Raw genomic sequence first — 25,404 nt, forward strand, 5'->3', positions numbered from 1 at the left:
TAAAATTGATTATCCATCTACCTTTTTTTCATGCCTACAACCTTAGCCTTTTAGCTAAGCTTAGCTTACTGCACTGCCTGAATTCGGCGAAGAAACAAGTTGGCAGAGCTTAATTCTACGGGTACAATCTCGAATGTTTCCCCATCGTCCATTTTCATGATTAAATCCTTAACCTTCATACCTTCCAACTGCTGCATAAAGACCGTATTGTTAGAGGTTATGCTAAGAATTCCTTGCTTAAAGCCAAAGAAATAAAACAACCCACTGGGTGACTTCAGGTAAACATACAAACGATCGTCGGCGTCGGAACTAGGCATTTTCAGCTCTACATAGCATTCAACCTGTTTATTCAAAGGTTCTCCATTAATTGATATTACGCCATTGTTTTTTTCTGTAGAAACGAAAGACTGATAATCTTGATGCCACTTCATTGGTAATCGGCTAAACAGAAAATCATAAGGATTCAATCTTTTGGGAACATTCAGTGCTCCTAATCCAAGACCAGCCAGCGCGTCATCGCGCTCTTTGCCGGCGGGAAATATCTCTCTTACCGTCTTTTGATAAAAAGAAATATCTGTTAAATAACCAATCGCCCTGGATTCAAAAGAGGCAGATTCGAAATCATTCTGAACAATCTTCAAAAGGTTTTCCGGTATTCTCATTTTCAAGCCCATCATCCACTCTGCTGTAAAAGCTATTTGTGATGGATCAAAAGGGACTGTTTCTTCTGGCTCTTCCGTTACAAGTGGGTCTTCTGCTAGCATAATGCCACCAGTTTCTTCCTCTTCTGGTATTTCTTCTTCAGGTGCTGGAGGTGGGAAGGCTGTCGAGGCCCTGCCTGCTGCATCTACCTGCATATACCGTAGCTCAGAACCTAAGGTGAATTTACCTTCGGCCTCTACTGATCCATCGACATTTTTAAACAGCATTTTATTACCCACTATCTCATTCCCCAAGACAATTGCTGAATCACCTAAAATGAACTGATCCTTGTCCTCCAGGTACTTAATTACCCCTGTCGACAGATCCAGTATCCTGCGATCCTTACGAAAGTAAAGTGGTGTAATAATCCTCGGATAAACACGGCTGAATTCCTTAGAAAGGAACAATCCTGAAAACAAAGGATCATTCTCATAGGAACTAGGAACATCGTAATCAATAACGAGGTCATTTTTATCCCCGGCAAAGCTTACTGTAAACCAGTATTTATTAGGGAGATTCTCTGCGTTAAACCGAGCATAACCATTGAAATTAAGACTCTTTTCCTCTGCGTCCAAGCTAATTGTTCCTCGGAATTGTGTTTTGTGATCGATATAAAAAGTATCCGTAGGTTGAATTTCCCCGGTCGCTCTTGTTACCGAACGTTTGTCTTTGTATGATCCTTTTCCGATAGGCTGCCCAATGATATTGTCCAGCTCAAATTCTTGCTCGTGAGGTCCAACATTGTATTCATAAAAACCGCTGGCTTCATAAACCCTCCGTCCTTTAATTTCGACAGTAGCACGATTAATTACATGGTATTTACTGGTCGTATCTGCAATAATTTGAGCATTTTCCAGTTTCGCCATTTCCGCATCAGCGGAAATTTCAATGTATTGGCTATCCGGATAAATAAATGCATCAGAAGACACTATATATTCTACGCCCTCAATGGCCAAGAGGCTACTTTTTAAATCATACGTAGCTTCTTCTCCTCTGAATTGTAAAGAATCTTGGTCAGGGTGTATTGATGTAAACAATGCAGGATTATCCTTGTCTGATTCGAATGTAATGGTACTCCCTTTCATATCCCAATCAAACTTGTTCATTGATGTGGTATACTGATTATAGGGCAAAGTGGTTATTACACTTTCATCATTGGCCTCAAAATGACCGATACCCTCATCATAATCCAGCAGTCCATTGACATTACTGGTTTCTAGGCCCAGCCGATCATCAACTTCAAGGACATTGATTCTGATCTGCATCGTATCCGCAACAGCTGAATTTGCCCCAAAGGAAAAGATTTTAGAGTTTGCTTCCCCTAAACTCCATCCCAATTTCCCAGACCCCCTCAAGCCAGAAGGTGTTAAAACCAAAGTACCTTCTAATTGATGATCATTTTCTTGATACAACTCAAATGGCGCATCAGCACTTTTCACAATCAAGCTATCACTATAAGGCCGCCATTCCAAGTTTACTGCTTCACCATGAACTTCAGGAACCGGTATCTCCCCCACTCTGTCTTCTTCCAAATCAAAGGCATCGGCACTTGCTGTTGTTCGTTTTGGCATGAAAGTAAAATCCTCCGCATCGACTACTGCCTGCAAGTAATTAAGTCTACCTTTTCCGAGTAGTCCATTATTATCCAGTTTCATTTCACCGGTGAATGTCCCTTTGTCGTCATAAGCAGGATACCCCTCCGTAGGCGTTTCTGTAACAAACCCCAAAGATTGATCTTCTTGCAAAACAAGCGTCTCTTTAATCTCCGGAAACATACCATTACTGAACAATTCGCCTTTAAAATGAACGTCTTGAGGCCCGTAACGATCCAGGTGATCGAAGCTAAAAGGGGCTATTTCAAAGTAAAAGGAGTCACGGGTATACACCCCATTTTGGGTATCGGAACGATCATAAAAAACATAGCTATTCCCCTTACTTTGTAAAGAAGGAAAAATAGGAATGTCCTTCCGACCAGATTTGTTATTTGGAGCATCTACCAGCAGTACTCCCTGCAAGTGTTCGATCCTTGAACCAATGCTAAAGGCTTCCGGCTTGTTGTTCTCATCCAGGTTCCCGGTAGGCACAAACAAATCAAAATAGCGTACAGAATCCAGGTTGACCTGATTGCTTTCGTATTGAAAATGAAAGTCTTTTCCCTCCATCACACTATATCCCGCATACAGCTGGCCGTCGAAGTCAAAATTGCGATTGCCCTTCAAGAAAACCTGGTTACCAGAAGGTAAGGTGGCAACTCTTTGCGGTTTACTAAAATCAATACGCTTTACTCCGTTCAGCACGGTATAACCATCTCCTAGACCAATAGAGGCATTAATAGTGTCGGTTGTTGATACCAACTGGAGGTAATCATAATCTACATTACCAGCATCTGCATTAACGTAATGGTAGATTTTCTCTTTCATTTCTATCTCATTCGTTTCCGGGTCGTAGGCGATGAACCCCTTACTTACCAGATCGTAAATAAGTGGCCGGATGTTCTCGATAGTAAACTTAGAATTGATTCGGTTTGCCAGGAGCGAGGCCGACATAAAGTTAGTTCCTTCTCTTTCTGCTGTCGCCTTCATGATGGCAAGGGGATTGGCAGTAGCAATATTTTGAACTCGATTGTATTCTCGTGGATCAAAGTAATTAAGCGACTCAAAGATAACGTCTCCTTTGTTCACAAAGCTGGCAGTGGGACGGCCGATAATAAGAGAATCCTCATTCAGGAATACCTTGATAAAGTCCGCATCAATATTCATCTGGTGTAGGCTGTGGTAGAACGGATACCGATCCGTACCTTTTTTACCACGCGTAAGTTCCATACTAAGATCATTCAGGTTCAAACGAACATTGACCGATGGATGATAAAGGCTATCTGCACCTAGGTAAAGAATAGAATTAACCCCTGAACCAACAATACGATCTTGGTCTTTTATAGTTACCAGATTTCCGACACCTTGAAAACGTGGCTGATTACGATCATTCAGTACCAATAGTTCTGCCGGTGCTTGCTTAGAACCTACCGCATATACTGTAGCCCCATGAAGACGAAAACCACCACGCAGTCTTACCCCCTCCCTCACATTAGGAATATTAATATAGCTCTCTGTTGATTCAAACCGTGGATAAGAGGTACGGCTATCGTCAGAAACCAGTTTGTCGGTAAAAGTTCCCTTAATTTTTTTGGTATCAAAATACTGAGGATAAGTAAGGTAGGCTACTTCTGCTTCATATATGCTCCGAATAGTTTCTACTTCATATCGCTCAAGGTCTACAAAAACTGTTGTGCCTAGTTCTGTACGCTGCCAGGTTGTTTTACCACCACTTCCTTTCAGCTTATTTTCTAATGGATAATAATCGAAATTGGTCTGGTTGATTACAATGGTATCGTTAGATCTCAAGCCAGTTAAGTCTGCATTCTCAACTTGCAAGATGGGTTCTTTGTCATAAGTCCAGTCGAATTTTTCAGTAAAGACAAACCAACTAACACTTGCTGGAGAATACTTAATGGCCTGCAATCCAAAGAAGTCGTTAGAAAACTTCAAAAAAGTGCCTACATTATTTACCGTAAAATTAGCATCATCATTGATCATTCTCTCTAAAACACGGTGCCACGCAGTAAACTGCTCTGCATAGACTGTATTTTGCTTGATTTTTGCCAATGTTTCAAGATAGTACTGAAAATGAGGACTCGCCCCCAGTCTTTTCGAACGCATCAAAAGCCCTGTGTTTGTTACCTGTGTTTGCTCTTCTGGTGTAAAAGCACCTGAACTGAAAATTTTTGTGAAATTTTCGTAAGCTTCCTCTACAGGCTTAGGCTTCCCGTTCGTCATTAAATCTTCTAATTCCACAAGGAAATCAGCTTGAACTTGTGCAGGAGAAAGCGAATCCTGAGCCATCTGTGCAGAAAGCAGGCCATGCCCTCCCAAGAAGAGCACCATCAACAGTAACTGTCGCAACATATTTTTATTCTTTTTTTAATCCCTCCGATAGTGTAGAAGAAGCCAACCGTCTCTTTCTCGGGTTAGTACTTTTTGCCAGCCTTCTTTCTCAGCTTTTTGATCAACCAAAGCTTGATCCTGCTGCAAAATTCCTGAAACCAACAAATCTCCCCCTTCGACGGTCCTTGCGTATAACGCGTCTAGGCTAGACAGTATTACGTTGCGATTGATATTCGCTAAAATGACATTGTTTTTAGTCGCCGGCACGGCACTAATATCCCCAGTAAAAACTTCAACACCATCAACGTGATTAGCTGCCATATTTACCAATGTATTTTCGGTAGCAGCTTCTTCAATATCTACAGCGGTGATAGGTTGAGCTCCTAATTTACGGGCCAAAATCGCTAAAATCCCTGTTCCGCAGCCGTAATCAAAGACAGATTTATTATTAAAATCTAATTCCTGCATACGTTCCATCACCAAATAGGTAGTTGCGTGGTGACCCGTTCCGAATGCCATTCTAGGATGAATAATAAGGTCATGGGTCACTTCAACAAACGGAGGGTGAAACTCTGCCCGAATACCTACAAAATTACCAACCTGAACAGGCTTAAAGGAAGCTTCCCATTGTTCATTCCAGTTTTGTCCGGGAACAAATTCGCGTTGATAAGTGCAATTATGAATATCCGACAGGATTGCAATACTAGAAATCACTTCTTCTGTCAAGTTTTCGACATCGATATAGGCAATCAAATGCTTGGTCTTTTCTTCAAAGCCGAGCATCGGTAAATCGTCTAACATACCAATAAGCTCTTCCCGTTCATCTCCAACCACGGCAAAGGAATACGCCCAATAGGAGTGCTTATCCATAAATGGCCTTTTTACTTGCACTTAACGTATTCATAAGCAGAGAAACAACCGTCATTTGGCCAACGCCACCAGGAACCGGTGTGATGTAACTTGCTTTAGGGCTAACTCCCGGAAAATCAACATCACCTACCAAACGGTAACCACGTGCTGCCTCAGGGTCATCAATACGGTTAATACCAACATCAATAACTACTACTCCTTCTTTCACCATATCTGCGGTAATGGTATTAGGCTTACCTATTGATGCGATGAGGATATCTGCACGGCGAGTATGTTCTGCAAGATTTGCTGTTCGACTATGGCAAAGCGTCACGGTGGCATTGCCTACTTTTTCTTTACGTGAAAGTAAAATACTAATAGGAGTACCCACTATATTTGATCGCCCAACAACGACTACTTCTTTTCCTGAAGTAGGAATCTCATAGCGCTTCAGGATTTCTACGATTCCACAAGGTGTTGCAGGCAGGTAACAAGGAAGACCCAAGGCCATTCTGCCAATATTTACCGGATGAAAACCATCGACATCTTTCTCTGGATCAATTGCCAATGTGATTTTTTCTTCATCAAGATGAGCCGGTAATGGCAGCTGCACGATGAAACCATCAATTCCATCATCGTTATTCAACTCATGAATAATGTGTAACAATTCTTCTTGTGAAATATCGACAGGCTTCTTGATCAACGTAGAATGGAAGCCAACCTGCTCACAAGACCGCACTTTGTTGCGTACATAAACCTGGCTAGCAGGATTGTCACCTACCAATACGGCAGCTAGGTGAGGTACTTTACCCCCTGCCGCAATCTGGGCGGCTGTTTCTTTCGCTAATTCGTCTTTTACCTGGCGAGCCAGGAGTTTTCCATCCAGTATTTGCATGCCTTCATTTTCTGTGAGTTGCAAATATAGACTTTAGCTTTTGCTTGGCCGAGCTCTAAAGCGCAATATTTACCAACAGCAAGGTAAAGATCGTTCTCTGCAAGACAGGCAGCGAATAGCCTTCAGAGAGGGTCTACCTAGTGAAGAAGGATATACTATTTGTCGGACAACCATCCGAATCTTATAAGGAAAAAATGGTCGGTCTCAGAAATAAAAAATACATTTGTCACCCTAGAATGGAGGATGAAACAATTTGGGGAATAATTAGGCTAATTAATCTGAGATGTTTACATTTGCTAAGCACGTAGCAACTTTTCAAACTTCTCTTTACTGGATTCCCCGGTATTTATTTTGCCCTTCCCATGAACTGCATCCCAGTTCGAATGCTAATAGCGTCTGACTGCCTTGCAGACAGGCATAAGCTTTGTAACCCGTTAATTTGAAACAAAAAAGGTCATCCATGGGACAACTTTTACCCAGACACATCTGGACATTCCTGTTTTTTATGGGAATTTGTTCTTTCAGTCTCTCTGCCCAGAGCTACACTATGAACGGAAATCCTATCACAGATTGTGAAGGCTTTTTCCAAGATAGCGGAGGTGGTTCCGCTAATTACGGGTTGAATGAAAATTTCACTACTGTAATTTGTAGCGACGGTACCGAAGGCACCCACATTCAGCTGATTTTCTCCAGTATTGACATTGGCCCAGGAGAAAGCATCACCTTTTATGATGCAGACAACCCTGACCCCGCTTTCGCGGTTGACGGAGCGTTTCTTCTCGACCCAACGAATCCTTTCATCATTCAGGCAACGGCAGCTAACCTCAGCGGTTGTATTACGGTAGTATTCACCTCCGATGGTACAGATGAAGGCAATACTGGCTGGAGTGCTGATATCAACTGTATAGCTGCTTGTCAGATTATTCTTGCGGACTTGGTCAACACCACACCTGCTATGATGCCTGTGGATACCGGCTGGATAGATATTTGCCCCGGGGACCGGGTAAGTTTTAATGGTTCGGGTATATACCCTCAGGACGGCTTGGTTTATAACCACAGTGACCAGACTAGTACTTTCGAGTGGGATTTTGGTAATGGAAACACGGCCATTGGTCCTAATGTTACCAATGTTTTTGATGAACCCGGAGGTTATATTGTCCAATTAGAAATCAGAGATCAATTTGGTTGCGAAAACACCAACTTTATCTCTCAAAGAATTAGAGTATCCCCCTACCCTTCTTATCAATTCGGAGGATCACTTGATCCTACTATATGTAGTGGAGATTCTATCATGGTTACCTCCTCTATAGACCCGATGAGCAGTTCTAACGTAACTGTTTTTCCTAATACCGGGACGTTTGCTCAAGCGGGCGTTAGGTCTGATACCCTTTTGTTACCTGACGGTAGCGGTGGTCAGTACCAGGAGAGCATTAGTTTTACTCAATTCCGACCAGGAGCTACGCTTACCAATCCTTCAGATATATGTTCGGTTACATTAGACTTAGAACACTCCTATAGTGGTGACCTTGATATTGAGCTAATTTGCCCTGATGGAACTTCTATTTATATTCTGGACTACCCCTCAGGCTTAGGTTCTACTAACTTTGGAGAACCTTTTGCCAGTAACCCCGTGGATGGACAGTCCAGTGATGTTACGCCAGGAATACCTTACACTTATACCTTTACAGAAACTGCTGCCAACGGAACATTACCTGATTTCGACGGCATGGCTCCTACCTACACCTACACCACTGTACCAAGTAACAATACTGGAAATACTTTCACCTACACTGATAGTTATTTCCCGGAAGGAGAGTACCAGCCTGAAGAAAGTTTTGCCAACTTCCTAGGATGTCCACTAAATGGTGACTGGACGATCCGCGTGACAGATAACTTGGGACTTGATAATGGCTGGTTATTTGAATGGAGTATTACTTTCAAAGACTACTTATTCCCGGATGTAGAGACCTTTACTCCCACTTTTGTTGACTATGGATGGGAAACTAATCCGACCGTCATAAGTGCCACTCAAGACAGCATCTTAGCATCGCCTGTTAATGCAGGTTTTGCAGCGTATACTTTTTTCGTCTTAGACGATTTTGGCTGTTTAAATGATACTACTCTTAATTTTGAAGTGCTTCCTCCCACTCACCCAGATTGCTACAATTGCAATATCGAATTTGAAGAACAAGAAGACGTAGTATTGTGCGAAGGCGAAACGGCTAATCTTGACCTTTCACAAATACCACCTATTGCCCAACCTATTACATTTGAGCGATTCCCACAATATCCTGTAGGCAATGCAAATCACCCTCCGGGGAATGCATACCGCAGTCCACTCAATGTCAACAGTATAAACCCTATTCTTATAACGAATCCACTATCGGATATTGAATCGGTATGTTTTAGTCTAACTACAGACTTTGCTGCGGATGTAAACGTTAGCCTAGAGGCACCTGACGGGAGTATTGTTCCCCTATCAACTGCCAATGGCGGTGGATCTAATCAAGGCTTTATCAACACCTGCTTTTCTCCATCAGCTCTTGTTTCCATTAATGCTGGAACTCCACCTTACACAGGTGAATTCCAGCCTGAAGGCAACTGGAACAGCCTCATAGGTTCTCCTATAAACGGAGAATGGGAACTATTGATTACAGATGCCTTTGGACCACTCCAATTTGGAGAACTTTTAGAATGGTCGATCACCTTTAACAATGAGAACGAATATACTTACACTTGGACGCCAAGTGGCGGGCTCAACTGTACGGATTGCCCGACTCCTGTTGCCAGCCCATCCTCCAGTACCTTGTATGAGATATTGATAGAAGATGAATACGGCTGTAGCGTTATTGACAGTGTACTTGTTGCCGTAATAGAAGATGTTCCTGCTCCTATCGTTTCTTGCGACGAGCAGGGTGGCGATTTACTATTCAGTTGGCTACCAATACCTGGTGTCACAGAATACGAATACAACCTAATATTGCCAAGTGGTCCTCAAGGTTGGATGGGGCCTATTACTGATCTTGAATTATTGGTTCAAGGTTTAAACAATGGCGACGAAGTGACCATAGAAGTTCGTGCATTTTTCAATGGCACCAATAACAACTGTATTGTTCCACTTGGATCTAGCACCTGCACCTCTTCTTTCTGTGATTTAGAGATTTCCTTACCTGTCTTAACAGATGTAAGTTGCTTTGGATTTTCTGATGGAGAAGCAGTGATAAATATTGATGCAGGAGAAGCACCTTTCAGCATTCTGATTGACGGCATGACTTATGCCGACCCCACAATTGGAAATTTGACAGCTGGTGATTACGACTACACTGTCATGGATGCACTGGGTTGTGAAATTATGTCTTCGTTCACCATCAACACCCCTGATAGTCTATACGCTGATGCAGCCCAAACACTACAAAGCTGTGCAGGGCTCAATGAAAGTGAAACGGTGGTCATTGCTGGTGGTGGCGGTGGTTCTTACACCTACGCTTGGAGCGATGGACAAAGTGATGCTACTGCAACAGATCTTGCGGTAGGCGCTTACGATGTAACAGTTACGGATAACCTCGGTTGTCAGGTTGTTGCTGCAACCACTGTCGCAGAATTGGCCCCCATTACCTTCAATTTTATTGCCGAGCGCCCTACTTGTAATGGGTACAGTGATGGAGGCGTAGGAATTAACCAGATTATGGGCGGCGTAGGAATGTCCGAAACCGACTACAGCTATGAATGGGAGGATGGTACCAATAGCCTAGTTCGGATCGACGTTCCCGGAGGTATTCTGTACTCCGTTACCGTTACTGATGCGCAAGGATGTTCAGCCTCACAAGATCGTTTCCTTATGGACCCTGAAGCTGTTGATTTCGGATTTATGGTTGCAGAACCTAGCTGTAATGGCTATAATGATGGCTCCATCGAAGTTATCAATCCTAGTGGTCCTAATGGCGGTGATTTCACCTTCCAATGGGGGCCTGCTGGAGGTAACCAAACCACTGCTCAAATTGACGATATTCCTGCAGGTACCTATACTGTGACGGTGCGTGATGAAGAAGGCTGTGAGACTACACTCTCAGAGATTGTAGATGAGCCTACTGGCTTGTCCGTTGCTTTTAGCATTAAGGACAATGAATGTTTTGGATACAATGATGGCTCAATTGGCATTAGCGTAACCGGAGGAATACCCGGTTATAACTACAGCTGGCCAAGTGGTTCCACTGCTTCATCCCTTGATAATCTTATTGCGGGCGATTATGAAATTACGATCACAGATGCTAACGGCTGTGAAGATATTCGTACAGCGACGATCGACCAACCAGTAGCATTAATAGCGACGATTGATAGTCAGGATGTTAGTTGTTATGGTGAGCGTGATGGAATGCTTACTATTAATACAGAAGGAGGTACTCCGCCATTCCGTTTTAGTCTTGACAATCAAAATTACATTGGCAGCAATGTATTAATAGGCTTGTTCGGTGGTGATTATAACATCTTTATTGAAGATGCCAATGGTTGTCAATTTTTGACTAACGCAACGGTTGTTGAGCCAGGAGAATTCATTGTAGATGCAGGGCCAGATCTCGAAATTGTTTTCGGAGACAGTATAGAGCTAGCGGGAACAACGACCAACGCCCAAGGTGATGTTGAATATGTCTGGTATGCTCCTTACGAAGGCACATTAAGTTGTAAAGAATGCCAATATCCTTTTGCATCTCCAGAATCAACTATTGATTACGAACTCTACGCTATTGATGAAAATGGCTGTGAAGACACTGACCTGTTGAGAGTCTTTGTAGACAAGCCCAAATTGGCTGTTGTACCTACTGGTTTCACACCAAACGGTGATGGTATCAATGATTTACTTCTAGTACATGGCAGGCCAGGTACTCAGGTTATCTTATTCCAAATCTTTGATCGCTGGGGTGAAATGCTCTACGCTGAAGAAGATTTCCCAGTAAACACCCCAAATAAAGGCTGGGATGGAAGTTACCGGGGAGAACCGCTCAATGGTGGTGTATTTGTTTGGTCACTTACAGTACTCCATGAAGACGGAACAGAAGAAATTCTGAGAGGCCAAACCACCCTTATCCGTTAAGTAATTCTGTCATTCCATTTATCCGGGCAGCAGCATACAAGCCGCTGCCCGGGTTACAAAACCTTTAGCATGAAAATCAACTCTACCTTATATACATTTCTTTTTCTTATTGGATTAAGTCTTCTGGCTCCTATAGCGCTTAGTGCACAAGATGCCCATTTTAGCCAGTTTTATTCTTCTCCTCTACAGATGAACCCCGCGCTTACTGGTGTTTTCCCCGGAGAATACCGGTTTACAGCCAATTATCGGACACAAAACTATGCTGTATTGGGTAACCAGGCATACAAGAGTATTGCAGCCTCATTTGAAGGCCGTCGCCCGGTTGGCCGTGATGATTATTACAGCCTGGGAATTGCTATTCTTCGTGACCAAGTAGGAGAATCTCAATTTAGCCAATCGCGAGCGGTCCTCAGTGGTTCTTATCTCAAACATATTGGGAGTGGCCGTTCTCGTGGTTCTGGTCAGTTTTTGATTGGTGGTGCACAACTGGGTATAGCCCAGTGGTCCTACGACTGGAATGACCTTTGGTTTACGGAACAATTCGAGGTCATGCCTGGAAGCCAAACCGCTTTCATTAATTTTGCTTCTTCTAATGGTGAAGCACTCAGCATGATGGAAACGGACCTCTTTATGGAGTTCAATGCTGGCGTGCTTTACTACAACGTTATTGATGAAGACAACAGCTTTTACCTGGGAGGTGCCCTTCACCATCTTACAGAGCCTAATGTATCTTTCCTTGATGATCAAAGTGAAATGCTACATAGTCGTTGGGTAGGTCAGGCAGGAGGTCAAGTTAGCCTTACCCGAGAAGCTAGTCTTCTACCAGCAATTGCAGTTATGGGGCAGGGCCCTTCCTTCCTTGGCATTGGGGGAATGAACCTACGTTATAGCAACCGTGATTGGCGTGAGGTAGCCATCAGAGCGGGCCTTTGGGGCAGAGTAGCGAATCAAGCCGAAAGCGGCATAGGGCTTGACGCCATGGTTGTCAGTGCTATCTTGGAGGTAGAACGCTGGCAGTTTGGCTTAAGCTACGATGTCACTGTTTCGGACCTCTCAACGGCGAACAATTCTCGTGGAGCCTTTGAACTCTCCCTTATTTATGTTCACCCAAGCAAAGATCGCTTTAAGGTTATTTGTCCGAAATTCTAATTAGAACTGTCGTTCATTAACCCTTCTAGCATCCAATCGGCAAGCAATTCGCGATTTCGTTGAATGATGATGCGTTGCTGGTCATGGGTATTTCGAATATTGGCCAACTCTACATACACAGAGGTTGGCTTGCATTCTCGTAACATGTGGAGGTCACGAGCAGTAACCGTTCCATGGTATTCTCCATTTGCACGATACCGGCGGTATTTTTGCCGCATAATACGCTGCATCTGCCGAGCCAACTCTCTGCCGCTTTCGCTGGAGGGATGATGATAGAAAAACAAATCTGTCCGTTGGCTATGGCTACGAGAGTCAACATGAACAACAACTACCTTTTGATCGGTCACTCCTTGTAAGCGATGTTTTTCGTAGAGTTCATTAATGACATCAGAACGTTGGGTTAACCGTACTTTTTGATTAGACGATTGGCGGATATCCCCCCAAACGACTTCGTCTGTATCGCATTCTAAAAATTTATCATTGCGGATACCATCATTAGGGTCTCTGTTGATCATATATGCCGTAGCACCATGTGCAATTAAGTTTCTACAAAGCCGCAGGGCAACATCATAGGCGTATTCGTCTTCACATAGTCGATAGTTTCCGCGCTGGCCAATGGCCCCTGGGTCCGGGCCACCATGCCCACCTACTACATAAAACACTTTGCCCCTAAGCTTAGTGCTGGCTAAAGGAGTATAAGCATATTCAGGGCCAAATATTGGAAATATTCGTCGCCCGCCGCTACTGGATACACCATCTGCCTCGGCGGAGGCTGTGCTAGTATTTATTGCTGATTCCTCTTCTGGGTCAGTCGCTACTGGTGCGGCAATGGAGACTGTTTCGTTTGTACAATTTTGAATATGGAAAGGCACTAATAATTTGAGGCTCTTATCGTAATTTGATTCTAACAAGCCTAGTTCCACCAACGCTCGGTTATAATCTCGAATTTCCACAGCAGTATTCCAGTCATTTTCGCCAATGGTAGAGCGAATAGTCCGGCCATCAAAATCAAATACCTGAATAGGCAAGGAGTAGAGTTCACCAACCCTTAAGCCTGTATTTTTATTGAGGTTATTGAGTTCATAAAATTGGTCAAAATTGCAGCGATGCCCATCCAGTTTATAGCGACGGAGCATACTATAGATGCCATCACCAGCGAGTGCTTTAGTTTGGTAATAAGTGACCTCTGCCCAACACATACCCAAGCTCATCATGAAGCAAAAAGCCGTTAGGGATAGTGCACGAAAAGATTTAATAAAGTGGTAGGTATTCATGTAATTTCTCAAAGTTGTTACCGAAGCTATCTAAAGCTTAATGATTTGCAAATATACATCAGCTGTTGTTTTAAATGGAAGTTGTTTTAAGAAACCTGCCGCAATCGTACCACCTTCCAGTCTATTGCGATATTTAGGTAAAAAATCAACCATTCAGCACCAAACAACCATCTTAAGAAATGACGATTTGTTACCTTTGCGGTTAGATGAATATGTTACAACAGACTATGCGCCTACTTTGGCGTGACTGGATATTAGAATGGCGAACTCGTTATGCCCTTAGTGGCATAGTGCTGTACGTGCTAGCCACCATTGTCTTGGTTTATTCCGCCCTTATTGATATTCAGCCCAAGGTCTGGAACGCGATTTTCTGGGTAATTATTCTTTTTGCGGCAGTAAGTGCCATTGTCAAAAGTTTTGTACAAGAGAGCCAAAGCCGGCAATTGTACTACTACAACCTGGTTCACCCATTGGCGTTGTTGCTGGCAAAAATGATTTACAATACCAGCCTCCTCTTTTTGCTGAGTCTTTTAAGTTGGGGTGCATTGGCATTGCTCACAGGAAACCCCGTGAAGGAAACAGGCTTATTTATTCTGGCTATTTTTCTGGGTAGCATGGGGTTATCAATCGCCTTTACTTTTGTCTCGGCAATATCAGCTAAAGCCCAAAACAGCGCTACGTTAATGGCCATTTTGGGTTTTCCAGTAATTATCCCCATACTCCTTACTTTAGTCAAAATTGGAGCTAATGCTCTACGACTAATTCAAGACACCTCCATTTCCAGTGATATCCTTATCTTGGTCGCCATAAATTTGGTATTACTAAGCGTATCGATATTGCTTTACCCCTTTCTCTGGCGAGATTAACAAACAGAAAACCATTATGGAAAAACTTATCCGTCAATATTGGTGGAAAGCACTGGGTGTACTAATTCTGCTTTACGTTTTTGTCGTAGGTATGCTGGTGCCTTTAAAACCGGGCATTACGCTGGTGGCACCTTCTTCTGCTAAAACAGGACAGGAGCTCATTCTAGAAATAGAAGGCTATAATACCAATTTTGACAAAGCAGAAGATACCCTTCGGATGTGGCTAAAAATGGACAACGAACGCAGCCTCGCCGCAAAAAGCATTGACGTTACAGGTCCTCGGAACGCTCGCGTCGCATTCAACATCCCCGATTATCTTCCTAGTAGCCAACGGGTTCAAGATTTCGCCCTCGTCATTGACAACCCTATTGATGGTGCTTCTGTCCGCCCCAATGCTGTGCTTATCACACAAGACTCCATAGACCCTGATCAGGGCATGCAACAGTGGATCAATGAAAAGATGACTGGGCTACACGAAAAGCAGGGTATTACCTTCCCTTTTCGGAATATTTTAGGAGAAACTATCCGGAATACCTATTTCCACGTTTCTTTATGGTTAGCGATGATGATTATTTTTATTGCAGCCATGGTTTATAGCATCAAATACCTACGTCGGTTAGACAATCGCTATGATTACTGGGCCTCGGCACTCACTAGTGTTGGACTATTATTAGGCGGATTAGGGTTATTGACGGGTGCTATCTGGGCCGAATACACTTGGGGGAAATTTTGGAGCTGGGATATCAAGCAGTTTACCACACTTATTGCGCTTTTGATTTACATGGCTTACTTCGTACTTCGCAGTGCTTTTCCTGACGAAGCGCAGCGTGCACGAATTTCTGCGGTGTACAACATCTTTGCATTCATCGCCCTGATCCCGCTAATTTATGTACTCCCTCGTCTTACTGACAGCTTGCATCCCGGCAACGGAGGTAATCCTGCTCTAGGAGGAGAAGATCTTGACAACACCATGCGAATGGTATTTTACCCAGCAGTAATAGGCTGGACACTCGTCAGCTCATGGGTTGCCAGCCTACTCTACAGGGCTTCCCAGATAGAAGAATATCTTTGGGATAAATGGGACGAGGACGACAATTATGAAAAATAGTTCACACAAATAGGCAAAAGAAAGCCCCTAAAAAGCGGCAGATTTATAAAATTTATCGACTTTAGCCCCCGCAAAATAATCCATTATGAAAGCTACAAACTGGATCCTTACTGCTTTTCTAGTATTTTTCACCCTCACCACTGGTGCTGCACAGACTGGTTCAACCGACTTTATGCGTAGCATGGGCAAAATGTACGTAGTAGTAGCGGTGATTGTAGCCGTATTTATTGGACTTGTTTTGTTCTTGGTCGTTCTCGACCGAAGACTAACCAAAATTGAAAATCAAATTAATGACCATGGCTAATAACAAGCCGGACGTATTTTACGAAAGCGTACAAAAGTACTTTGACAACGCAGCAGCCCACACAGGTTTACCCGATGGGTTACTTCAACAGATTAAAGTCTGTAATGCTGTTTATCGAATTCATTTTCCTGTAAAATTTGGAAGTGAAGTAAAAGTAATTGAGGCTTACCGTGTACAACACAGTCACCACCGTAGTCCAACCAAAGGTGGTATTCGTTACAGTAATCATGTTAACCAGGAAGAAGTAATGGCCCTGGCAACCTTGATGACTTATAAATGTGCCATCGTAGATGTACCCTTTGGTGGCGCAAAAGGCGGAGTAAAAATTAACCCTTGGGAATATACTCCTGGCCAGCTGGAAAAAATTACCCGTCGGTATACCACGGAGCTCGTTCGTCGTAATTTTATTGGCCCATCGGTTGATGTTCCAGCACCTGATTACGGAACTGGCCCCCGAGAAATGTCTTGGATTTATGACACTTACCGTTCATTTAACCCTACGGACATTAATGCAGCAGGGTGTGTAACGGGTAAGCCTGTTACACAAAACGGTATCCAAGGCCGTACAGAAGCTACAGGACGAGGCGTCTACTACGGTATACGTGAAGCTCTTTCTGTTGCAGAAGATATGAAGAAGCTTGGTATTACCCCTGGCACAGAAGGTAAAACAATGGTTGTCCAAGGCCTCGGAAACGTAGGCTCCTACACTGCCAAAATATCTCAAGACGAAGGAGGTATTTCAATCGTAGGTGTCTCGGAGGTTGAAGGTGCCATTTACAAGAAAGACGGTATTGATATTCATGATTTGCTAAAGTTCCGGGCAGAAACCGGATCTATTCTCAACTACCCAGGTGCTAAGTCTTTCCCGAAAGAACGCCGTAGAGAAGTGATGGAATTTGAATGTGATATTCTTGTTCCAGCTGCACTTGAGAATCAAATCAACAAAGAGAATGCTGCACGGATTAAGGCCAAAATCATTGCCGAAGCTGCAAATGGTCCCGTAACTTCTGAAGCGCAACAAATTATGGTTGAAGCAGGTAAAATGATTTTACCTGACCTTTACCTTAATGCAGGAGGGGTTACTGTTTCTTATTTTGAATGGTTGAAAAACCTTTCACACATGCGCTTCGGAAGAATGGATAAGCGATTCAACCAGCAAACCTACAATAACATCATCAATGTTGTGGAAGAACTTACTGGTAAAACAGTAAATGCCGCACAACGTAACATGATTGCTCGTGGTGCTGATGAAATTGACTTGGTTCGCAGTGGTTTAGAAGAAACCATGATTGTAGCTTATCATCAAATTCGCGAAATCAAGAAGCGCAAACGTAATATTAAAGATTTACGAACAGCGGCATTTGTTAACGCAATTAATAAAATTGCCAGCGATTATACTTCTTTTGGTGTTTGGCCATAAGATAATAATGGTTGTTTTTCAGCGTTAATTAACCCGTTGGTAGAGATTATCTCCGCCAACGGGTTTCTTTTTCATTAAAGTATTACCGAATTTTATTAAAGTCCACCCCTGCAAAAAAGGCTCTAAATAAAATTTTGATAGGCTTTTTTATGAAAAAATTGTAATTTATTTCAAAGCTACCTATCTTAGCTTTTTCTTTTGATTAACGAATAACAAAGTTGTAATGGCAGATAAACTGGATAAAATCGATCTGAAAATCTTGAAGATCCTCCAGGAGAATAGTAAAATAACCAACCTAGACCTCTCCAAGAAAATTGGCCTTTCCCCTGCTCCAACCCTTGAACGTGTCAAGAAATTAGAACAGAGTGAGATCATTCAAAGCTACCATGCTCAGGTTAACCCACAAGCCATTGGGCTTAATGTAAAAACTTTTGTACTGGTATCCCTGGCTTGGCAAAAGGAGAACGCACTCAACCATTTTCTCGAAAAAATAAAGGGAATTGAAGAGATTGTAGAGTGTTATATTATTACAGGAGACGCTGATTTCTTGATCAAAATCGTTTGTCAGGATATTCCTACTTACGAGAAATTACTGTTCAAGACACTCTCTCAAATTGAAGAAATTGAGCGTTTGAAAACACTCATGACACTTTCTTCTGTAAAAGATAGCAAAGTACTTCCTTTTAAGTACGAATAAACGCTTATTATCTCAGTCCAATAGTCATCAATAGCAATATGACTATTGGGCTGAACTTCTCTATTGTGCTCCTTCCTGATCTGTAAAATATTCGACCCTTATTGTCGAATTCCTACCGTTACTATTTAGTGTGCATCCCGTCAAATCTACTATCTTTGGATAATTCTTATTCAAGGATACCACTCGTTATTTCGTAACCGGCATTCTCCTAGGAACACAACTTCAAAATGAACCACCCCCCTAGCTCAAGGGCTTTGTTACTCCTTATTTTCCCAACTATGCTTCTTGCCATTTGTGCTCGATTGCATGGACAGTCTGATACCATATCAGCATTGACAAGTACAGATGGTGAATATCTCATTCGAGAGGTATTTCTAGGAGGAGGAGAATGTTTCGAAGTTTCTAATATTCAGCTTCGTGGTGAAGTAGGTCAGGCAGGCGTTTTTACGAATGGCTCCTCCTCCATAGGCTTTGCAGAAGGCATTATTCTCTCCAATGGAAATATAGAGGAAATCATGGGGCCTAACCTTGGGCACAATCTTGGAGACGCAGAAACACTATCAACCGGTTACGGCGTTACCAATACCGACCCTGATTTGGCGACCTTATCCATGTTGGAAGGGGATATTAATTCCAATTTTTTCGATCCCGTTGTCCTTGAGTTTGATTTCACACCTACGTTGGACAGCATCTCCTTTGAGTTTGTCTTTGCTTCTGAAGAATATTGCCAATTTTCCCTTAGTTCCTTTATTGATTTATTTGGTTTTTTCATTGACGGCCCTGGTCTAACAGGCCCTTTCACTAACAATGGTATCAATATTGCTATTGTTCCTGGTACCAACCAAGCTATTACCGCAAGAAGTATCAGCCCTTTTTTTAATAATGTTTTCTATCAAAACAATATACCGCCTGGGCTAGTGGGTTGTAGCTTAAACCAAGCTGCCCCTGCTTCAGATTTCATTGCATTTGATGGTTTTACCGTTCCGATGGTCGCTTCAGCCAGGGTAATTCCTTGTGAAACCTATCACATCAAGCTCGTGGTAAGTGATCGCGGTTTTGATGACCAATTGGATGCTGCTGTTTTCCTCAAAGCCAATAGTTTTGCTGCTGGTCTTACTTCTCGAGTAGCAAGTCAAGTAACAGGACCTAGCCAAAGCAATGACTCTTCCTACGAAGGCTGTGGCTCAACTTCTATCATTTTTACAAGAGGAGATTCAGTGCTCACTGATGATCTTACTGTATTCTATTCCCTGCTCCCCTCTAGCACAGCAACAGCAGGGCTGGATTATACTGCTCTACCTGATTCTGTGGTTATTCCTGCAGGCGTATTTGCAGACACTGTCGTTATCGACTTCTTTGCTGATAATATCATTGAAGGAACTGAAACGTTCACGCTCAAACTAAGAAACCCTTGTGATTGTAGCGAGTCAGAATTAACTATTTATATTCTTGAGACACAACCACTCACAGGCAGCATCCTTGGCCCTGGCAGCGTCTGTTCAGGTGATGGTCTGGAGCTTGTAGCGCTGCCTATAGGCGGCACTGGCGATATTAGTTACCAATGGCCCAATGGTGACCAAGATTCTATATTCAATATCGTTCCAATGGCGGATGATACGATCCAGCTTGTCATAAGTGATGAATGCGGAGCTACTGACACCTTGTACCACATGGTTCATGCTCAATCTCCGACAGGTTTATTGGATGGAAATTTTGTTCTCTGTGATGGTCGGCCCAACGTAGCTTTACCTATTACCTTAACGGATGGAAGTAGTTTTTCTTTCGATTTCCTTTCCAATGGTTCTCCGACGACCTATACCAATATATCAGAAGGCGTTTTTCAAATACCTATTGTAAACACGGGAGTTTACGAAATCACTAATTTAAGTGCAGATGGTTGTACTGGATCAACAGATGGCGAAGCACAAGTCTTGGTCGTAGATATCACGACGACCACACAGGTGGATACCATCGATTGCTTTGGAGCAGCCAATGGAGGTATTGAGTTGTTCCCGTCAGGGGGTACTGGCGTTTACACCTATATTTGGAGCCATCAAGTAGGATTAGATACTGCAATTGTAAATGACCTGGATATTGGCACCTATAATGCCTTTATTAATGATAGCAATGGTTGTTTGGATACGATTTCCGTTACACTAGATCAACCGGATTTACTCGAAGTAAGTATCGACACCCTCAATCTTTTTGCTGATTGCCAACTTCTGGGAAGCCTTGAAGGGCAAGCTAGTGGAGGGACTACACCCTATGTATACGCTTGGTCAGATGGCAATATGAATGCATTAAATGATAACTTAACAAGTGGAAGCTATACCCTCAGTGTTACGGATGCCTATAATTGTTTAAGCACACTCTCCACGACCATCATTGGTGATAGTATACTTCCAGTTGTGCTCATTGATGCCATAGATTCCCTTGACTGTGCTACATCTTTCATCACGCTAGACGCTAGCAACTCAAGCCAGAATGGCAACTATTCTTATCAATGGACAGACGCCGCCAATACGATTATAGCAGCTCCCGACCCTCTTATGCTAAGTGTGACGACACCAGACACTTACACCTTGAGTATTCTTGACAATGACAATAATTGCTCGGCCGCAATGAGTATACAGGTGGATGTTCATTCTTTCGATCTAAATCCAATGATTGGCGGGGCAACCAGCCTTAGTTGTATACAGGATACTGTTCAATTGTCTGCTATCAATCCTGATCCAGACTGGACCCTCAATTGGGAAGACATCAACGGTAGTTCATTACTTACGAATTCGCCTACGCTGTCGGTATCCACACCTGATACTTATGTATTAGTCGCGACCCAAAATGGTACATCCTGTACAGGCAGGGATACGATCATCATTACTGGAGATTTTATTGCTCCTGAGATTATGCTTGCCAATTTACCAGATACATTGGATTGTGACCTTAACCAGGTAGCTATCGATATAAACAGCCTCAATGGATCAGGGAACTACAGCTTTCAATGGGATGGGCCCATCGGAGGAATCAATGGAAGTTCACAAGTCGAGGATATAATCGTACTCGAACCAGGTGATTATCAACTCATCGCAGAAGATATCACGAATGGCTGTAGAGACACCTTACTCAGCACAGTATTCGAAGATTTGTCATCGCTGACCATTGATCCTATTCCTGATACGCTTTTGAACTGTTTCTTTCCCACACTAAACCTTACAGCAACAAGCCCTGATACAGGAAACCTCAGTTTCAACTGGGAAAACCCATCGGGCATGACGATTAGCCAAACGGCTAATGCTCAAGTTGACACACCAGGCACTTACCTTATTACGCTTTCAGATGCAGATAACGGATGTACTCAAACGACTCATTTTCAGGTCGCAATAGATACTTTGGCACCAAGAGTCATACCAGATTTACCAGGCGATATTGACTGTAATAATGAGACCGTAACCTTGAGCACTAGCTCTGGCCCTGCAAACTACACCCCTATTTGGAGGAATGCGATGGGCGACATTTTGCCCAGTACAACATGGGAACAAACGGTAGACCAAGCCGGAGGCTATTCTCTCACCATCAGGGATGAAGCGAATGGCTGTAGAAGTACAATTCTCTTTGATGTAGGCATAGATACGATTGCTCCTATTGTGAATTTCAACCTACCAGACACACTTACTTGTAGCATTGACACCATTGATATTAATTCTAATATCAGCAATGGCCCAGGTAATTATTCCTATCAGTGGAATGGCCCGGGAAGTGGTATAGTCAGTCCTTCCGACCTAGCTGATGTTGCTGTTGTTTTAGCTGGAAATTATTCTCTTATCACGACCGATCAGAGTAATGGCTGTGCTGACACCTTGCAAACAATGGTTGTAGAGCAACGAGAAGTACCGGTTTTCGAACCGCTTAATGATACCCTCATCAATTGTTACCAGCCTAGTATTATTATCACTGGAAACAGTAATTCCCTCGGAAGCCTTTCCTTTAGCTGGTACGATGAAAGTCAGGTATTATTAAGCAGTAATGCGGACCTAATGGTCGATCAAGAAGGTACTTATACCTTAAGCTTGATTAACAACGATAATGATTGTACCAACGAAACAAATATCAACATAAGCGCCAACTTTACTACACCAGATGCCAATGCCGGCGATGATGTAAGTATAGGTTGCCTTGATATAAACGCCAATTTACAAGGTGAAGAAGGCCCCATCAATTGGGTACCGACCTGGGTAAGCCCCGATGGCACACCAATAAATACCGGTAACTGGCAACTGACCACCAACTCAATTGGCAACTTTCAACTCAATGTTATTGACACGCTCAATGGCTGTACTGCTAGCGATATTGTGAATGTTTCCCTTGATCAAGATGCCCCCACTGCTGAAGCAGGCCCGGCGATAAACATTCTTGATTGCTTTACAGGCAACACTGTGATCGATCTCAGTAACTCAAGTCAAGGAGCCAACATTATTTATACTATTCTTGACGCTGCAGGCTCCACTGTAGCTGAAGGAGTTCTAAATAATTTCACGACAAGCACTCCTGGTGCCTACGAGCTTGTTGTCACCAATACTGATAATGATTGCCAGTCTAGTGACGTTTTTAATGTTGTTATTGAAGAACCCAGTATAGAAACTCTCATTACCAATAATATCGCCTGTGGTGAAGAAACCGGCAGCATTGTATTTGATGAAGTAAGCAACGGCAGCCCTCCATATTTGTATAGTATTGATGACGGTAATAACTTTGTGAGTACCCCTGTGTTTCTGAACCTGCCTACTGGTACTTACGACCTCGTTGTACAAGACATCAATGGTTGCGAAGTCTTTGCTGTAACCAGTATTAGTCAAGCTACGGGTATCAATATTCTGTTAGAGGAACAAGTAGAGTTAAAGCTGGGAGAACAATACACACTGGAACCTCTTTTTGACCAAGCTATTGATCAAATCGCTAGTATCCAGTGGAGCAACGATCCACAATTAAGCTGTACAGATTGTCTAAACCCTGTTTTCACTGCACAACAGACCACCTTCCTTGAATTGTTCGTGACGGATGTTAATGATTGCAGCTCAAAAGCAAAAATCCTGTTACTTGTCGACGAAACGGTCCCCGTCTATGTTCCCAATGTATTTTCGCCTAATAATGTCGATGGAAACAACGATCGCTTCTTCATTTATGGCGATCCGCAGCAAATCACAGAAGTAGTATCTCTGAATATTTTTGACCGCTGGGGTGGCTTGGTTTTTGTAAATCAAAATTTCCAGGTCAATGATCCGTCACAAGGTTGGGATGGCAAAACAAGAGGGAAACGTCTTAACAAAGCCATCTTTGTTTACTGGGCAGAATTGCGTTTACAGAATGGAGAGACGATCATCATAGAAGGAGATGTCTTGTTGATGGACTAAGAACCCTTGTCCCTAAAGATTAAGCGTAAGAAAAAGCCATAGAATTCTCTTTTTTGCCAAATTTCTCAGCACCTTTGCAGAATGGAAATGTTGGTAAAAACACTGGCCGGGCTTGAAGATGTTCTTGCTGAAGAACTACGAAGCTTAGGAGCAAAAAATATTACGGTTCTTAAAAGGGCCGTTACTTGTGAAGGAGATCAGGCGTTGCTCTACAGAGCAAACCTATGGTTGCGTTGTGGCGTACGAATCTTAATCCCTATCAAGCAGTTCCACGCTCCAAATGAGCAGGGGCTTTACGATGCATTAAGGGAAGTAGATTGGTCAAAGTATTTGCAACTGCACCAAACCTTTGCCATCCAAGCAGTTACCCAATCTCACCAGATGACTCACAGTCAGTATTTGGCACTAAAAACCAAAGATGCTATTGCAGATTGGTTTCGTGACAAGACTGGAAAACGCCCAAGCGTAAATCCCAAATCGCCGGATATCCGGTTCAATCTGCACTTAGACAGCCGTAATGAGGCGACCCTTTCGCTAGACAGTTCAGGCGATGGCCTACACCGGCGTGGTTACCGTACCGATGGTGGTGCAGCTCCATTAAATGAGGTACTGGCAGCAGGAATGGTCCAACTATCGGGTTGGAAAGCTGATCAGCCCTTTGTAGATATGATGTGTGGGTCTGGTACTATTCTCATCGAAGCTGCGATGTTTGCTGCTCGCCAAGCTCCAGGAATGTACCGAGATTTTGCTTTCCAAAACTGGCAGGACTTCTCACCTGGTCTTTGGAAAGAAATAAAAATGGAAGCTCGGGCACAACGCCAACCTTACGATATTCCAATTCTTGGTTGCGACAAGGATTTCAAAGCCATCAGAATAGCAGAGAACAATATCAATGCAGCTAATCTTGGCTCTTTTATTAGGGTGAAACGTAGTAGTTTTCAGAGATTCCTCCCTCCCGAGGGGCCTGGAACGGTAGTCACCAACCCTCCGTATGGTTTGAGAATTGATCCGGAAGACATCAATGGCCTTTACAGTGAAATCGGAGATAAACTAAAGACAGATTTTACCGGTTACCAAGCTTGGATACTTTCTGGTAATTTAAGGGCTATAAAAAGTGTCGGACTGCGACCTTCCCGCAAGATTCATTTGTTGAACAGTCAAATTCCTTGTAAATTTCACAAATTCGAATTGTACGCTGGAACGAAGAAAGGATAGGGGTACGATAGAACACTGATTTTCTTTGAATAGACACAGCAAACCTGACTTTTAAAAAGCTACCGCCGCATGAACAAATATTTATTGATTGGTTTTGGGTTCATGCTACTAGCTTGTAATTCCTTGTTTGGACAAACAAAGGAAGCTATTGAGCAGCCAATACTCTTACTGCAAGAAAAGATAGAGTCTACTACTCCCCTTTCTTCTTTTATCAAAATATTCCCTGTTGGACTCCCTTCTTCTTCAGATGTATCAACAGCACCTTCTTACTTATCTCCTTTGACGCTAAGCAGTTCCTCCTTAGCGCTCGAACAACAACCTAATTGCTATTCGGCAGCAGACTTGGCTTTCTTTTGCCGATTGGAGGTAAAACTGGAGCAGGCTACAAAAATGCCTGTTCGTTTCCGACTGGGAGATGTACAACAAGTTGATTATCTGGAAGGAAAATTCACCGGTTGGCGCTACGGATACTAAAGCCTATCTTGAT

At 43.0% G+C, this 25,404-nt stretch carries 14 protein-coding genes; 10 read left to right on the forward strand and 4 right to left on the reverse strand.

The window, feature by feature from the left end; all coding sequences use genetic code 11:
- Positions 1–65: 65 nt before the first annotated feature.
- Genes ACRBG0_RS16590 through folD form a run of 3 tightly spaced genes read right to left on the reverse strand, consistent with a single transcriptional unit; the run spans position 66 to position 6,387 of the window.
- Positions 66–4,664, reverse strand: coding sequence for a hypothetical protein (locus tag ACRBG0_RS16590; protein WP_431487985.1), 4,599 nt, complete (start codon positions 4,662–4,664; stop codon positions 66–68).
- A 15-nt stretch (positions 4,665–4,679) separates the two neighbouring features.
- A complete protein-coding gene (gene prmA, locus ACRBG0_RS16595; protein ID WP_431487986.1) occupies positions 4,680–5,513 on the reverse strand; it encodes a 50S ribosomal protein L11 methyltransferase in 834 nt (277 codons plus the stop codon).
- On the reverse strand, positions 5,506–6,387 hold the full coding sequence (folD, locus tag ACRBG0_RS16600) for a bifunctional methylenetetrahydrofolate dehydrogenase/methenyltetrahydrofolate cyclohydrolase FolD (RefSeq protein WP_431488010.1): 882 nt from the start codon (positions 6,385–6,387) through the stop codon (positions 5,506–5,508). The genes prmA and folD overlap by 8 nt, the downstream gene beginning before the upstream one ends.
- A gap of 460 nt (positions 6,388–6,847) precedes the next feature.
- On the opposite strand from folD, the gene ACRBG0_RS16605 reads away from it, so the two are divergent.
- On the forward strand, positions 6,848–11,476 hold the full coding sequence (locus ACRBG0_RS16605; RefSeq protein WP_431487987.1) for a proprotein convertase P-domain-containing protein: 4,629 nt from the start codon (positions 6,848–6,850) through the stop codon (positions 11,474–11,476).
- 69 nt (positions 11,477–11,545) lie between these two features.
- Positions 11,546–12,625 (forward strand): PorP/SprF family type IX secretion system membrane protein, encoded by a 1,080-nt coding sequence (locus tag ACRBG0_RS16610; protein WP_431487988.1) that lies wholly within the window; start codon positions 11,546–11,548, stop codon positions 12,623–12,625.
- Here ACRBG0_RS16610 and ACRBG0_RS16615 read toward each other — a convergent pair.
- On the reverse strand, positions 12,622–13,899 hold the full coding sequence (locus ACRBG0_RS16615) for an N-acetylmuramoyl-L-alanine amidase family protein (RefSeq protein ID WP_431487989.1): 1,278 nt from the start codon (positions 13,897–13,899) through the stop codon (positions 12,622–12,624). The genes ACRBG0_RS16610 and ACRBG0_RS16615 overlap by 4 nt on opposite strands.
- 227 nt (positions 13,900–14,126) lie before the next feature.
- Between ACRBG0_RS16615 and ACRBG0_RS16620 the strand changes: the two genes are divergently transcribed.
- The 8 genes from ACRBG0_RS16620 to ACRBG0_RS16655 all read left to right on the forward strand — a co-directional run bounded on the left by ACRBG0_RS16620 (position 14,127) and on the right by ACRBG0_RS16655 (position 25,391).
- A complete protein-coding gene (locus ACRBG0_RS16620; protein WP_431487990.1) occupies positions 14,127–14,765 on the forward strand; it encodes a heme exporter protein CcmB in 639 nt (212 codons plus the stop codon).
- 16 nt (positions 14,766–14,781) lie between these two features.
- Positions 14,782–15,873, forward strand: coding sequence for a cytochrome c biogenesis protein CcsA (gene ccsA, locus ACRBG0_RS16625; RefSeq protein ID WP_431487991.1), 1,092 nt, complete (start codon positions 14,782–14,784; stop codon positions 15,871–15,873).
- 85 nt (positions 15,874–15,958) lie between these two features.
- Positions 15,959–16,177, forward strand: coding sequence for a CcmD family protein (locus ACRBG0_RS16630; RefSeq protein WP_020537669.1), 219 nt, complete (start codon positions 15,959–15,961; stop codon positions 16,175–16,177).
- A complete protein-coding gene (locus ACRBG0_RS16635; RefSeq protein WP_431488011.1) occupies positions 16,164–17,597 on the forward strand; it encodes a Glu/Leu/Phe/Val family dehydrogenase in 1,434 nt (477 codons plus the stop codon). Before ACRBG0_RS16630 ends, ACRBG0_RS16635 begins: the two co-directional genes overlap by 14 nt.
- Before the next feature lie 223 nt (positions 17,598–17,820).
- Positions 17,821–18,294 carry an Lrp/AsnC family transcriptional regulator gene (locus ACRBG0_RS16640; RefSeq protein ID WP_020537671.1) on the forward strand — a complete coding sequence of 158 codons (474 nt, stop codon included), beginning with the start codon at positions 17,821–17,823 and terminating at the stop codon, positions 18,292–18,294.
- Positions 18,295–18,572: 278 nt separating this feature from the next.
- Entirely contained in the window at positions 18,573–23,702 is a 5,130-nt protein-coding gene (locus ACRBG0_RS16645) for a choice-of-anchor L domain-containing protein (RefSeq protein WP_431487992.1), read from the forward strand.
- 81 nt (positions 23,703–23,783) lie between these two features.
- Positions 23,784–24,917 carry a THUMP domain-containing class I SAM-dependent RNA methyltransferase gene (locus ACRBG0_RS16650; RefSeq protein WP_431487993.1) on the forward strand — a complete coding sequence of 378 codons (1,134 nt, stop codon included), beginning with the start codon at positions 23,784–23,786 and terminating at the stop codon, positions 24,915–24,917.
- 69 nt (positions 24,918–24,986) lie between these two features.
- Positions 24,987–25,391 carry a hypothetical protein gene (locus ACRBG0_RS16655; RefSeq protein WP_431487994.1) on the forward strand — a complete coding sequence of 135 codons (405 nt, stop codon included), beginning with the start codon at positions 24,987–24,989 and terminating at the stop codon, positions 25,389–25,391.
- Positions 25,392–25,404: the final 13 nt, after the last annotated feature.

The sequence above is a fragment of the Lewinella sp. genome (assembly GCF_050633125.1).
Classification (GTDB): domain Bacteria; phylum Bacteroidota; class Bacteroidia; order Chitinophagales; family Saprospiraceae; genus Lewinella.

Bases quoted from the DNA above. Each gene is read 5' to 3' on its own strand.
- ACRBG0_RS16655 (WP_431487994.1), top strand. From the start codon at position 24,987: ATGAACAAATATTTATTGATTGGTTTTGGGTTCATGCTACTAGCTTGT.
- ACRBG0_RS16635 (WP_431488011.1), top strand. From the start codon at position 16,164: ATGACCATGGCTAATAACAAGCCGGACGTATTTTACGAAAGCGTACAA.
- ACRBG0_RS16645 (WP_431487992.1), top strand. From the start codon at position 18,573: ATGCTTCTTGCCATTTGTGCTCGATTGCATGGACAGTCTGATACCATA.
- ACRBG0_RS16610 (WP_431487988.1), top strand. From the start codon at position 11,546: ATGAAAATCAACTCTACCTTATATACATTTCTTTTTCTTATTGGATTA.
- folD (WP_431488010.1), bottom strand. From the start codon at position 6,387: ATGCAAATACTGGATGGAAAACTCCTGGCTCGCCAGGTAAAAGACGAA.
- ACRBG0_RS16590 (WP_431487985.1), bottom strand. From the start codon at position 4,664: ATGTTGCGACAGTTACTGTTGATGGTGCTCTTCTTGGGAGGGCATGGC.
- ACRBG0_RS16605 (WP_431487987.1), top strand. From the start codon at position 6,848: ATGGGACAACTTTTACCCAGACACATCTGGACATTCCTGTTTTTTATG.
- ACRBG0_RS16630 (WP_020537669.1), top strand. From the start codon at position 15,959: ATGAAAGCTACAAACTGGATCCTTACTGCTTTTCTAGTATTTTTCACC.
- ccsA (WP_431487991.1), top strand. From the start codon at position 14,782: ATGGAAAAACTTATCCGTCAATATTGGTGGAAAGCACTGGGTGTACTA.
- ACRBG0_RS16650 (WP_431487993.1), top strand. From the start codon at position 23,784: ATGGAAATGTTGGTAAAAACACTGGCCGGGCTTGAAGATGTTCTTGCT.
- prmA (WP_431487986.1), bottom strand. From the start codon at position 5,513: ATGGATAAGCACTCCTATTGGGCGTATTCCTTTGCCGTGGTTGGAGAT.
- ACRBG0_RS16620 (WP_431487990.1), top strand. From the start codon at position 14,127: ATGCGCCTACTTTGGCGTGACTGGATATTAGAATGGCGAACTCGTTAT.
- ACRBG0_RS16615 (WP_431487989.1), bottom strand. From the start codon at position 13,899: ATGAATACCTACCACTTTATTAAATCTTTTCGTGCACTATCCCTAACG.
- ACRBG0_RS16640 (WP_020537671.1), top strand. From the start codon at position 17,821: ATGGCAGATAAACTGGATAAAATCGATCTGAAAATCTTGAAGATCCTC.